Consider the following 12,675-nt stretch of genomic DNA (forward strand, 5'->3'; position numbering starts at 1 on the left):
TTGAAAGCTTGGCATTGGCTTTGTGCCATTTGCCCCGCTAGGCAAGGGATTCCTTACTGGAACGATTGATAAAAACTCAACATTCGGCAGCGACGATTTTCGGAGCAAGCAGCCCCGCTTTCAAGCGGAGCATCTTGCCGCCAATCGGATTCTCGTAGACATCATCAAGAAGTTTGCTTCAGCGAAGAACGCAACACCTGCGCAAATCGCCCTCGCTTGGGTGCTCGCCCAAAAGCCGTGGATTGTACCTATTCCTGGTACGCGTAAATTGGACCGTCTTGAGGAAAATCTTGCGGCAGTTCGCGTAGAACTGACTTCTGCAGAATTGAGCGATTTGAATGCTGCACTTTCGAAGATCGAGATATCCGGAGATCGTTACCCAGCAGGTTCGGATTATGCCAAGAGAGCCGGTAAGTAAAGGATTTAAAATACGCTGACGAAACAATGATACTTTACAGATGATGGTCTTCCTGGTAAGCACGAAGAAAAATATGAAATCGAAGGCGAGGAGCAAGTTATGCAATATGTGAAGCTCGGAAATACAGGATTGGATGTATCGCGGTTTTGCCTTGGCTGTATGAGCTTTGGCGTAGCTGAACGATGGACGCATCCATGGGTGCTCAATGAAGAGTTGAGCCGACCTATTATTAAAAAAGCGTTGGAACTCGGTATCAATTTTTTTGATACTGCGAATATTTATTCCGTCGGATCCAGTGAAGAAATCGTTGGAAGGGCTTTAAAAGAGTATGCGAATCGGGATGAGGTTGTCATCGCGACTAAGGTCCATTTTCGCATGCATCAGGGGCCGAATGGGGCGGGGCTTTCCCGCAAAGCAATCATGAGCGAAATCGACAACAGCCTGCAGAGATTGGGAACCGATTATGTGGACCTTTATCAGATCCATCGCTGGGATTACGATACACCCATTGAGGAAACGATGGAGGCCTTGCACGATGTCGTGAAAGCCGGGAAGGCCAGATACATAGGTGCTTCCGCCATGTATGCATGGCAATTTCAAAAGGCGCTGCATGCTGCTGAGATAAATGGTTGGACCCGGTTTGTATCGATGCAAAATCACTACAATTTGATTTACCGCGAGGAAGAGCGAGAAATGCTCCCGCTATGTAAAGAAGAAAAAATCGGTGTGATTCCATATAGTCCGCTCGCATCAGGAAGATTAACACGCGATTGGTCTGTAACAACACATCGTTCGGAGACCGACCAAGCGCAGAGAACGAAATACGATTCAACTGCAGATATGGATCGATTGATTGTAGATCGGCTTGAACGGATAGCAGCAAAACGTGGCGTTCCCCGTGCCCAAATTGCACTAGCGTGGTTGTTGCAAAAAGATCCTGTAACAGCCCCCATCATTGGGGTTACGAAAACGTCGCATCTCGATGATGCCGTATCCGCACTTTCGATCACGTTAACATCTGAAGAGATGATGTCTCTGGAAGAGCTGTATGTTCCTCACCCCGTAGTTGGCGCTATCCCGTTCAGATCGTAAGAGAGAGGGGACTTCCAGTGAAAGAAGTAATACTTTGGACCGGTGCTGGACAGATTGGCATGGCGATAGCTAGAAGAATTGGTTTCGGCAAGAAAATTATTGTTGGTGATAACCAACTAGATAATGCCATGGCTATTGCAAAAATTATGAAAGAAGCCTGATTTGATGCGGAGCCGATCGAAACGGACAGGAGGATATGAAATGCAAAAAGTGATTTTGAACAATGGCGTTGAAATGCCGATAATCGGCTTTGGCGTATATCAGATTCCGGATGCAAATGAATGTGAACAAGCGGTGTATGATGCCATTACAGCAGGCTATCGTCTGATCGATACGGCTGCCTCTTATGTAAACGAAGAAGCGGTTGGCAGAGCCATCAAACGGAGTGGTGTTCCAAGAGAGGAATTATTTATTACGACAAAACTTTGGGTTCAGGATACAGGTTATGAAAACACAAAAAAGGCATTCGAAAAATCACTTCGCAAATTGCAATTAGATTATTTGGATTTATACCTCATTCACCAACCGTTTGGTGATGTTTTTGGTTCTTGGCGGGCTATGGAGGAATTATATCGCGGAGGAAAGGTCAAGGCAATTGGAGTGAGTAACTTTAGAGATGACCGTTTGCTCGATTTAACTCTTCGCAACGAAGTCATCCCTGCCGTAAATCAGGTTGAAACCCATCCTTTCTACCAGCAAACCGAAAGTGCAAAATGGATGAAAGCGTACAATGTTCAAATCGAGTCTTGGGCACCTTTTGCTGAAGGAAGGAATGACCTCTTTCATAACGAAGCATTAATAGGTATAGCTGAAAAGTATAGGAAATCCGTTGCTCAAGTAGTATTACGTTGGTTGACTCAACGAGGCGTAGTTGTGATTCCCAAGTCGGTACGGAAGGCAAGAATCATTGAAAACTTCAATATCTTCGACTTTGAATTAAGCCAAGAGGATATGGAAAAAATAGCTGCCTTAGATACAGGAAAAAGCTTGTTCTTTTCCCATAACGACCCTGAAATCGTGAAATGGATGGCTGCGCGTAAACTTGATATTTAATGTTTTCGCCCCAACATCAACATGATACGCATAAAAGGAGCCAGCATAGCTTATCCTATGTTTTGGTTAAAATAGCCAAACCTATGAATATGGTTAATAAATACAGAGGAGGAAGCCAATATGGTAACAGCGGGAAACTGGCAGCAACAGTGTCAGGAAATTCAAAATGCTTGCTCCAAAAGCAACTGGAGTCAGGTGATCCAAGAGTGCAACGAACTGATTCAATTCGCGCAGCAGCAATCGGATGATACGCTTGCAGTGGCTGCACAAAACAACGCACAGCAGCAACAGCTATTCATTCAAGCACATGCGCAGCAAGACTAACCGCAGCATGAACAAAAAAATTGTCGATATGTAAATCTAGTTTTGATAGGAGGTTAGATCATGATTTCTGTTCATGCACGCGCAACATTTAGTCCGGAAGGTCCCTTCAAACTCACTACGATAGAACGAAGGAATCTCCAGCCGCATGATGTTCTCATTGAGATAAAGTACGCCGGTATTTGCCACTCGGATATACATACAGCTCGCGGCGATTGGGGACCGGTGAAGTATCCGCTTGTTCCTGGCCACGAGATTGCCGGAATCGTCACCCAGGTCGGTTCGGAAGTCACCAAGTATGCCGTTGGGGATCGAGTGGGGGTAGGCTGCATGGTTGACTCCTGCGGAGAGTGCGTGAATTGCCATAAAGGAGAGGAGCAGTATTGTCTTAGCGGCAATACGGGCACTTACGCAGCTATCGACCGGTATGGGCAATACACGCAGGGGGGTTATTCCACCCATATTGTCGTAACTGAAGAGTTCGTGGTTAGAATTCCTGACGGCATGGAGCTTGATGCCGCGGCTCCTTTACTGTGTGCCGGCATCACAACATACTCGCCGCTCCGCCATTGGGGGGCCGCTCCTGGCAAGAAAGTAGCGGTTGTCGGACTTGGCGGGCTTGGACATATGGCTGTGAAACTCGCGCATGCCATGGGGGCGGAGGTTACGGTTTTATCCCAGTCATTGAAGAAGAAAGAAGACGGTTTGCGGTTAGGTGCGGACCATTATTATGCCACGAGTGATCCCGAGACATTTAAGAAATTGGCTGGTTATTTCGACCTCATTGTGAATACTGTGAGCGCTCAGATCGAAATAAATGCCTACCTTTCGCTATTAGCGTTAGACGGTACATTGGTCAATGTGGGTGCGCCAGCGGAACCGTTGCCAGTTCAGGTATTTTCACTTATCCCTCATCGTCGGTCCTTTGCGGGCTCCATGATCGGCGGAATTCGAGAAACGCAGGAAATGCTTGACTTCTGCGCCGAACACCATATTGCTCCTGACATCGAGGTTATTGCTGCTAATCAAATTGATGAAGCGTGGGAGCGCGTATTAGCTTCAGACGTACGCTATCGATTCGTGATCGACATCAGTACGATGGAGAATGAATAACATTCAAATCCGCTTACCAAGCGGATTTTTTTTATACTACGAATTGAATGGCGATAAAATTGAAAGACATCTTCGCTCATCAATAGCCTTATTCGAAAAGAAGGGGCTCCTTGACTTGCTAAATTCCTAGATAATTAACATTTTCAAACAGCATGTTGAGTTATCGACAAATTGCGTTTCTTTAACCATTGAAAATAAAAGCTTCCCTTATATAATAATAGACGATAGTTGATTAAACAAATCTAATTGATTAACCTACGTGTGCTCACGCCCCTGAACTGCCATGACGTTAGAGGAGAAATTGAAAATAATTATATTAGATTGAGGAGCTTTCAATATGAATGTAAAGACTAATAACCATCCTTTCTTATTTGCTTTGATGTTATCCGCCTTTTCTGCACTAGGGCCATTTACGGTCGATATGTACCTGTCATCACTTCCGCAACTGATGAATTATTTCGGCACGAACGCATCTATGATCCAAACCAGCTTAACTGCCAGCTTATTAGGGTTAGGTTTAGGCCAGCTTGTTACAGGCCCTTTAAGCGATGTTTATGGCAGACGAAAGCCTTTGTTAGTTTCCATGTTTCTCTACTTACTGGCTTCCACGGCGTGTGCCTTTTCACCTAACATCGGTATTTTTATTATCTTGCGCTTCTTACAGGGATTTGTCGCCTCCGCAGGACTTGTCATTTCCCGTGCGATTGTTCGTGACCGGTACAGTGGAGTGGAAATGGTTAAATTCATTGCCATGCTGACGATGATTAGTAATGTTGCTCCATTAATTTCCCCTACTGCCGGAAGCGCGGTCAGTTCGTTTACTTCATGGATCGGTGTGTTTATCTTTTTAGGATTTCTAGGGCTTTTTCTTACCGCTATGACCCTGTGGGGGATTAAAGAAAGCCTACCTATAGAGCAGCGTGTTCCAGGCAATTTTATGGAAGTGTTAAGGAACTATGGCTCCTTACTTAGGGATCGAAACTTTATGGGGTATGCCCTCGTCAACGGTATTTTGTTCTCTGGTGTGTTCGCATATGTTGCCGGTACTCCATTTATTTATCAAAATATGTATGGCATCTCACCTGGGCTATTTTCGGTTCTGTTTGCCTTAAATGGTTTAGGTATTATTTTAGGATCACAGTTCGTCAAACGGCTGGCGGGAAGAATGAATGAACACCTTATATTTCGGATCGGGTTGCAGTTAGCTTTTATCACTACCGCGGCCATCCTGGTTGTTATCTTATCTCATGGATCCTTCTTTCTTTTGTTTATTTCGATCTTCTTGTTCGCAGCATCTATTGGAATTATCGGCCCAATTTCATTTACGTTGGCTATGGAGTCACAAGGGCATATTGCAGGGAGTGCTGCCGCCGTACTAGGCACTTTGCAATTTGCATTAGGGGCGGTCACTTCTCCTCTTGTAGGAATAGCAGGAGAAAACTCGGCATTGCCTTTCGGAGTCACGATTTTCACGACAAGTATTTTGGCTGTCATCTCCTATTTTTTCTTAGTCAAGAGGCCAGCTTTAGCTTCACAACAAACGCTGTAAAATAGATTTTTAAAGGACCAGGAGTATATGGATCGTACCGACTATCACATCGTGCGCAGTGATTACTTTAGTATTGAAGTAAACACGAAGTTCAAACAAAAGAAACCACTCCATTGCCGGGAGTGGTTTTATCTATATATCCTGATGTAAATGATTGAGCGAAGGACTTACGACTGTTCGGATAGTGTCCGCATTTTGCGAAGGGATGGGAACAGGAACATCCAGAGCCCCGCAATTGCAAGCGTACCCAAACCACCGATGAAGGCTGCCGGTACCGCTCCAATAAATCCGGCTAATGTACCCGACTCAAACTCACCCAACTGATTGGAAGTCCCGATAAAGAGGGAGTTAACGGCATTGACCCGCCCCCGCATCTCATCAGGCGTTTGCAATTGCACGAGGGAAGACCTGATGATGACGCTAATCACATCTGAAGCACCAATGAGGAATAGTGCCACAAGGGAAACGAATAAATGGGTCGATACGGCGAAAAGCATAGTTGCCAATCCAAAGACGGCAAGGGCTGCAAACAGTATGTAACCAACAGCTTTCTTGAGCGGATAATAAACCAATACTATTGACATTATCAAGGCACCGATAGCCGGCGAGGTTCGCATTAATCCTAACCCCCATGGTCCCGTATGAAGGATATCCTGGGCAAAAATCGGCAGCAGAGCGGTGGCGCCTCCCAACAGTACAGCAAAAAGGTCAAGTGATATCGTCCCTAGAATGACCGGTTTGCGGTAAACGAACATTATGCCGGAGAACAAGGAACGCAGGGTAACCGGTTCAGATTTGCGGACTATAGGTCTTGAACGGATGAAGAAGGTTAGGATACCGGCGGTTAAAAGGGCAAGAGAAGCAGCTGTATAAACGAAAATAGAGCCTGCCCAATATAGTAATCCCCCCATGGAGGGGCCAAGGATCTGGGATAATTGACCGACCGAGGTATTCCAGGATATCGCCTGTTGAAGGAATTCTTTTGGTACTAATTGAGGCAACAGTGCTGAGGAGGAAGGCCCTTCGAATGCACGGCAGGCTCCTAGAACGGCAGCCATCAGCAGGATATGATGCTGACCTAACGAGTCCGTAAGACTACCTAACAAAAGTAATAAGGCCATACCGGCTTCTACGATCTGGCATAGAAAGACTATAAATCGCCGGTCGTAGCGGTCTGCGAAATGCCCAACGACCAGAGTAAGTAGTACCATCGGGAGAAATTGGGCTAGGCCAACAAGACCGAGACTGAAGGCGTCGTGGGTCAATTCATACATTTGCCAACCGATGGCTACAGAAAGCATCTGGAAGGCAATTGAAGATAACATTCGGGATATCCAATAGTTCTTATAATAGGGAATTTGATGTATGGAACTGCTTGATGAGATCAAGTGAATGACACATCCTTTCAACTACTAACTCATAAAGTGTATTATATGCCTTACTCAAAAGAGAAGTCTATAAACATATTTATTGATTACCGTAAGAAAGATCCATCCTTGGTAGGATGGATCTTTAAATATTCGCAATAGATTTGAAAACCACGGTTTTGATCCAGCCGAAGATTTATTTGAATGGTTGAGATTTCTAAAAAAGAGGTTGAGATCCTTTGTCGTCAAACTTGGAACGTTTATCTATAATGAATTTGTAGCGCTTACAAGAAAGAATCCATTTAAAAAAACTCTGAAAATGAGGCTCAAATCCGGACAAACGAAATATCCCCGCCAACGCGGGAGAAATCGAGGAATGACGATGACTGATAAATGATGGAGGGGTTAATGTGAAGACGATGAAAAAAGGATTCATGTTTAACGTATCTATGGTCTTGATCTTAGCCATGGTGGCTGGATGCTCCACGAAAAATAACAAACCGAACGCATCGCCAACTGGAGAAGCGACTTCCCAACCAACGGTGACGACGACGGTGTCTCCTTCCACGGAGAAGGTCAAGATAACTTATTCGATGTGGGGAAGCGAGGAAGAAGGAAATAAAACCCAGGAAGCGGCGAACAAGTTCAATGCTTCTCAAAACAGAATCGAAGTCAAAGTGCAAGCGATTCCTTGGGAAAACTACATGACCAAACTGAATGCCATGGCAACGGCAGGTCAATTGCCGGATACGGGGATATTAAAGGAGGATGGCGTCATTCAGTGGTCCTCCGACGGCATGCTGAATGATGTAAGCAGCATGTACACGGGAAGTGAAAGTAAACCACTGGACAGTCTAGCCTACAAATATCAAGGCAAAACTGTTGCCTATGCGGCTGCCAATGAAATTCTTCTCCTTTATTACAACAAAGACATGTTCGACAAAGCGAAGGTACCTTATCCTCCATCCGCATTGGATAGAGCATGGACATGGGACGAATTCGTAGCAACGGCCAAGAAGCTGACGGTCGACTCGAATGGCAAACATCCCGACGAGGCCGGCTTCAAACCGCAGAGTATCGTACAGTATGGCGCATCCGTTGAAAATCTGGCCTGGCAGCTGGAAGTATGGGCGCTCAGCAATGGCGGCGGTTTCTATTCCAATGACGGTACAGCGGTGAGAATCGGGGAAGACGCCAGTATCGAAGCGATTCAGAAGGTTGCGGATCTGTACTTGAAAGATCATGTCGCTCCATTGTCCGTCGGGCAGACCGATGATGGCATTCAGCGTACCATAATCGCAGGAAAGGTCGCCATGGCCACGAACGGCGCGTGGAACGTAGGAACCAGCTTGAATGCGGCCAAGGATGCAGGACTGAAATATGGCGTAGCCGTATTACCTTATTTTAAGGAAAAAGTTACCCTCAACACGGGCGGTGCCAATGTCGTCTTCTCCCAAACCAAGCATACGAAAGAAGCTATGGAATGGCTTAAATGGTACACTGCCGAAGAAAACAATTGGGGACTCATCTCATCGGGCATTTGGATGCCAACGCTGAAGAAGTGGTATACGGATGAAGCGCTTACACATAAATGGGTCGATAATCCGAACTTCCCTCCATATAACGAATACAAATCTGCTGTAGTCGATTATGCACAATCCTCAGCCGCGAGGCCAGCTGCTTGGTTCTATACGAATCATACGACGGACTTTAACACTTTACTGGCATCAACATTGGGGGATGTTTGGACCGGAAAAACTACCGCCAAAGATGCTATTACAAAGAATCTCGAAGCTTTGAAAGCAGCCAATAAAGGCAAAAAATAACGTGTAGGAGGGATGGCCGCCAAGAACCAGCAAGCGGCGGTCATCCTTCAAATATGAGGTGGGGAGCAAGATATGGAAACCATTCATAAACCTCAGCAACGCCGTTCCCGCTTGTATTCAAATGAGGCAGGCATTGCTTATATATGTTTGATTCCGGCAATACTTGGACTGATCTTCCTTACGTATCTGCCTCTTCTTGGCGTGTTGGCAATTAGTATGACGAATTGGACGGGGCTAAAAACGCCTGAATTCGTCGGCTTCAGCAATTATATCACGCTCTTTACCACCGACCCCTATATTAAAGATTCCATTCTAGCAACGCTCTATTTTGCATTTTTATCCGTAGCCGGAAGCATGGTCTATTCACTTTTCATCGCTATGCTGCTAAACCGTAAAATTCCGGCAAGAGGGTTTTTCAGAGCTGTTTTCTATGTGCCTTTTGTTTTGCCTGCTGCCGCTATATATGTAGGCTGGTCCTGGCTTTACGAGGCGAATTTTGGTTTCTTCAACTATCTCCTCTCCGAAATCGGGTTGAACAAAGTTCTCTTTATCGCTGATTCCAATTACGTAGTCCCATCTCTTTCGTTAATTTCAGTTTGGCTGTCGGGGAACTTAATCGTTATTTTTTTGGCTGGGCTTCAGAACGTTCCGAGCGTCTATCATGAAGCGGCTGAAATGGATGGCGCGAACGGATGGAATCGCTTCCGGCATATCACCTTGCCTTGTATGACGCCTATCATCTTTTACAACCTGTTGATGAGCCTGATCGCCAATCTCCAAGTCGTTACGCCAGCCCTTGCTCTGACCAATGGGGGTCCGGGCAACTCTTCGCGATTCATGACTTACCTGATGTACGATCAGGCTTTCGTCAATTACAAGCTAGGCTATGCCTGTGCAACGACCTTTATTATTTTTGCCATACTGGCCGCTTTTACTGCCGTTTTGTTCAAAGCGTCGAAGCGCTGGATCTTTTCCGAAGGAGATGACGACAGATGAGCGAAGCTGCATATGCCAGTTTTAAGAGCAAGAAACGCAGTGAACGAACGATCAATGCACTTACGCTCATATTCGTTATTGGTTTTGCCCTGATCGTGCTCTTCCCGATCTGGTGGATATTTCGTACGTCTTTGATGACAAATCCCGAGATCTACCAATATCCGCCGTCTCTCTTCCCGAAACAATGGTTATTTTCTAATTATGAAAAAACAATGCAGTTATTTAAATTTTGGAAATATTTGTGGAATACGATGATCATTATCGTTCCTTCCTGTTTGGGGGGCACGTTCACAGCCACCTTATGCGGATATGCCTTTGCGAGGCTGCGGTTTAGGGGTAAACAATTGATCTGGATTCTTTGCGTCGGTTCTATGCTCCTACCTGCCATGGTTACGCTCATTCCCCTGTACATTGGATGGACACGGGGCTTGGGGCTCCAAGACAGCTATCTGCCGTTGATTTTGCCCTATTTTTGCGGCGGCGGGGCTTTTAATATCTTTTTGATTCGGCAGTTCATTCTCTCTATACCGAGAGAACTCGACCAAGCGGCAACGATAGACGGCGCCGGGTACTTTCGCATTTTGTTCAGCATAATTATGCCGGCAATCAAGCCCGCTATGATCGTCGTGGCCATGTTTATTTTCATCGGCTTGTGGAATGATTTGCTCCAACAGATGATTTACATTAATTCGAGCGATAAATACACCATAGCCTTGGGGCTTACCAATTTTAAAGGTCAATTAAAGCAGGATTGGTCGATGACGATGGCGGCCACGTGCCTGTCCTTTGCTCCAGGCGTCATTTTCTACCTGATCGGTCAAAAATATTTCGTAGAGGGAATCACATTGACCGGATTGAAAAATTAGTCCGGATTCATGGGCTGCCGGCCAGATCGACGAAATAAATGCAAATGAAAGCGGTGCTGTGCAATGTCAAAGCAAATGAAGGATATACAACTGGAACCGGGGAAGGTACGGATTGAAGACGGCTTCTGGTCATCTTATATCCGGTTGGTGAAAGAGGTTGTGCTGCCCTATCAATGGGAGGCTCTCAACAATATAATCGAGGACGCCGAGCCAAGCCATGCAATTCGGAATTTCCGAATTGCGGCAGGGCAGGAAGAGGGGACGTTCGGCGGTATGGTGTTCCAGGACAGCGACGTCTACAAATGGCTGGAGGCTGTCGGTTATATGCTCAGCGTGCAGCCGGATCCGGCTTTGGAAGCCATTGCAGACGATGTAGTAGAGCTGCTTGCCAAAGCCCAACAACCGGATGGGTACTTGAACACGTACTTTACGCTCAAGGAACCGGAGCACCGCTGGTCGAATCTGGCGGAATGTCACGAGTTGTACTGTGCAGGCCACTTGATCGAAGCGGGTGTCGCTTACTTCCAAGCAACAGGGAAGCGCAAGCTGCTCGATGTATGCTGCCGGTACGCCGATTATGTGGGTACGGTGTTCGGGAGCGAACCGGGCAAGCTGCAGGGCTACGACGGGCATCAGGAGATCGAGCTTGCGCTGATGAAGCTGTACGAGGTGACCGGCAACGAGCAGTATGTGAGGCTGAGCCTCTTTTTCCTCGACGAACGGGGGCGGCGGCCGAGCTTCTTTGCGCAAGAGTTCGAGAAACGCGAGAACAAGGTGCATTTCAAAGAGCTAAACATGGCATTTGACTTGACATACAGTCAGTCGCACCTGCCGGTTCGGGAACAGGACACGGCAGTCGGTCATGCGGTTAGGTTGGTCTACATGTGCACGGCCATGGCGCACGTGGCTGGAGTGACAGGGGATGCAAGCCTATTGGAGGCGTGCCGCAGACTATGGGCGAACATCGTACACAAGCAGATGTATATCACTGGCGCGATCGGCGCGATGGCGTACGGAGAGTCGTTCACGATCGACTATGACCTGCCGAACGATACGGTGTATGGTGAGACGTGCGCGTCGATCGGACTTATCTTTTTTGCGCGGAGGATGCTGGAGATTGAGCCGAAGGGCGAGTACGCCGACGTTCTTGAGCGGGCGTTGTACAATACGGTACTCGGCGGCATGGCGATGGACGGGAAGCATTTCTTCTATGTGAATCCGTTGGAGGTGTATCCAAAGGCAAATAAGGTCAATCCGATGTATAAGCATGTCAATATCCAGCGTCAGCAGTGGTTCGGCTGCTCCTGCTGCCCGCCGAACATCGCGCGGCTTCTGGCCTCGCTAAATCATTATGTATATACGGCCAAAGGGGATACGCTGTATGTTCATCTGTATATCGGAGGCGAAGCGGAGGTGCGCATTCACGGCAATCAGGTGAAGGTGCGTCAGGACTCGAGGTACACAATAAACGGAAATGTAAGCTTTAACATACATGGTGTCGGTGCTGCGATTCCTTTTTCACTGGCATTTCGAGTTCCTGTGTGGTGTGAAGACGTGGTATATCGGCTGAACGGCACGATATGCGTGCCGGATGATGTCCGGGACGGCTACGCTTTCTTGACGCGGTCATGGCAATCCGGCGATCGGGTCGAGCTGTTGTTCGACATGCAGGTGCAGTTGGTGCATAGCCATCCGCTCGTCCGCCAAAATGCCGGGAAAGTGGCGCTGCAGCGGGGTCCATTCATCTATTGCCTGGAGGAGGCGGATAACGGCAGTCATATCCACTTGGTGGAGATTGACAGGGAGGCAGCGTTTATGGTTGAATACGATCCGTATCTACTTGGCGGCTTATCGACGATCCGTGTGGAAACGCTGCGCACGGAAGTGCCAGCGGAGGGAGTGCATTTATATGTTCCTCATAAAGCTTGGGCGCAAAGCCGCGTTATATCCACGTTCATTCCGTATTATGCGTGGGGTAACCGCGGAGCAGGCGAGATGATGGTGTGGGTGAAGGCTGCCTGCACGTAGGTGAAAGGGGCTGCCTGTTGAGGTCGTTGACTGTTCATCGAACGGT

12 protein-coding genes are annotated in these 12,675 nt (G+C 47.1%); 11 read left to right on the forward strand and 1 reads right to left on the reverse strand.

Annotated elements, in window-relative coordinates; genetic code table 11:
- The first annotated feature begins 13 nt into the window (after positions 1-13).
- The 7 genes from PUT07_RS15785 to PUT07_RS15815 all read left to right on the forward strand — a co-directional run bounded on the left by PUT07_RS15785 (position 14) and on the right by PUT07_RS15815 (position 5,546).
- Positions 14-418: an aldo/keto reductase gene (locus tag PUT07_RS15785; RefSeq protein ID WP_338000760.1), complete on the forward strand. Its 405-nt coding sequence runs from the start codon at positions 14-16 to the stop codon at positions 416-418.
- 99 nt (positions 419-517) lie between these two features.
- On the forward strand, positions 518-1,510 hold the full coding sequence (locus tag PUT07_RS15790; protein ID WP_274469128.1) for an aldo/keto reductase: 993 nt from the start codon (positions 518-520) through the stop codon (positions 1,508-1,510).
- 17 nt (positions 1,511-1,527) lie between these two features.
- Complete coding sequence (locus PUT07_RS15795; RefSeq protein ID WP_274469129.1) at positions 1,528-1,671, forward strand: hypothetical protein; 144 nt, start codon at positions 1,528-1,530, stop codon at positions 1,669-1,671.
- A 40-nt stretch (positions 1,672-1,711) separates the two neighbouring features.
- Positions 1,712-2,563, forward strand: coding sequence for an aldo/keto reductase (locus PUT07_RS15800; protein WP_274469130.1), 852 nt, complete (start codon positions 1,712-1,714; stop codon positions 2,561-2,563).
- A 120-nt stretch (positions 2,564-2,683) separates the two neighbouring features.
- On the forward strand, positions 2,684-2,887 hold the full coding sequence (locus PUT07_RS15805; protein WP_274469131.1) for a hypothetical protein: 204 nt from the start codon (positions 2,684-2,686) through the stop codon (positions 2,885-2,887).
- A gap of 60 nt (positions 2,888-2,947) precedes the next feature.
- On the forward strand, positions 2,948-3,997 hold the full coding sequence (locus PUT07_RS15810) for an NAD(P)-dependent alcohol dehydrogenase (RefSeq protein WP_274469133.1): 1,050 nt from the start codon (positions 2,948-2,950) through the stop codon (positions 3,995-3,997).
- A 337-nt stretch (positions 3,998-4,334) separates the two neighbouring features.
- Positions 4,335-5,546 carry a multidrug effflux MFS transporter gene (locus PUT07_RS15815; RefSeq protein WP_274469134.1) on the forward strand — a complete coding sequence of 404 codons (1,212 nt, stop codon included), beginning with the start codon at positions 4,335-4,337 and terminating at the stop codon, positions 5,544-5,546.
- Positions 5,547-5,713: 167 nt separating this feature from the next.
- Here PUT07_RS15815 and PUT07_RS15820 read toward each other — a convergent pair whose 3' ends face one another.
- Entirely contained in the window at positions 5,714-6,955 is a 1,242-nt protein-coding gene (locus PUT07_RS15820; protein WP_338000758.1) for an MFS transporter, read from the reverse strand.
- Positions 6,956-7,332: 377 nt separating this feature from the next.
- Here PUT07_RS15820 and PUT07_RS15825 point away from each other — a divergent pair, with 377 nt between their 5' ends.
- From PUT07_RS15825 to PUT07_RS15840, 4 genes are all read left to right on the forward strand, one after another.
- On the forward strand, positions 7,333-8,739 hold the full coding sequence (locus PUT07_RS15825) for an ABC transporter substrate-binding protein (protein WP_274469341.1): 1,407 nt from the start codon (positions 7,333-7,335) through the stop codon (positions 8,737-8,739).
- 72 nt (positions 8,740-8,811) lie between these two features.
- On the forward strand, positions 8,812-9,735 hold the full coding sequence (locus PUT07_RS15830; protein ID WP_274469137.1) for a carbohydrate ABC transporter permease: 924 nt from the start codon (positions 8,812-8,814) through the stop codon (positions 9,733-9,735).
- Complete coding sequence (locus PUT07_RS15835; RefSeq protein ID WP_274469138.1) at positions 9,732-10,601, forward strand: carbohydrate ABC transporter permease; 870 nt, start codon at positions 9,732-9,734, stop codon at positions 10,599-10,601. Before PUT07_RS15830 ends, PUT07_RS15835 begins: the two co-directional genes overlap by 4 nt.
- 63 nt (positions 10,602-10,664) lie before the next feature.
- A complete protein-coding gene (locus PUT07_RS15840) occupies positions 10,665-12,629 on the forward strand; it encodes a glycoside hydrolase family 127 protein (RefSeq protein WP_274469139.1) in 1,965 nt (654 codons plus the stop codon).
- Positions 12,630-12,675: the final 46 nt, after the last annotated feature.

Source organism: Paenibacillus sp. MAHUQ-63 (assembly GCF_028765165.1).
GTDB lineage: Bacteria > Bacillota > Bacilli > Paenibacillales > NBRC-103111 > Paenibacillus_E.

Bases quoted from the DNA above. Each gene is read 5' to 3' on its own strand.
- PUT07_RS15790 (WP_274469128.1), top strand. From the start codon at position 518: ATGCAATATGTGAAGCTCGGAAATACAGGATTGGATGTATCGCGGTTT.
- PUT07_RS15800 (WP_274469130.1), top strand. From the start codon at position 1,712: ATGCAAAAAGTGATTTTGAACAATGGCGTTGAAATGCCGATAATCGGC.
- PUT07_RS15805 (WP_274469131.1), top strand. From the start codon at position 2,684: ATGGTAACAGCGGGAAACTGGCAGCAACAGTGTCAGGAAATTCAAAAT.
- PUT07_RS15810 (WP_274469133.1), top strand. From the start codon at position 2,948: ATGATTTCTGTTCATGCACGCGCAACATTTAGTCCGGAAGGTCCCTTC.
- PUT07_RS15815 (WP_274469134.1), top strand. From the start codon at position 4,335: ATGAATGTAAAGACTAATAACCATCCTTTCTTATTTGCTTTGATGTTA.
- PUT07_RS15825 (WP_274469341.1), top strand. From the start codon at position 7,333: ATGAAAAAAGGATTCATGTTTAACGTATCTATGGTCTTGATCTTAGCC.
- PUT07_RS15830 (WP_274469137.1), top strand. From the start codon at position 8,812: ATGGAAACCATTCATAAACCTCAGCAACGCCGTTCCCGCTTGTATTCA.
- PUT07_RS15835 (WP_274469138.1), top strand. From the start codon at position 9,732: ATGAGCGAAGCTGCATATGCCAGTTTTAAGAGCAAGAAACGCAGTGAA.
- PUT07_RS15840 (WP_274469139.1), top strand. From the start codon at position 10,665: ATGTCAAAGCAAATGAAGGATATACAACTGGAACCGGGGAAGGTACGG.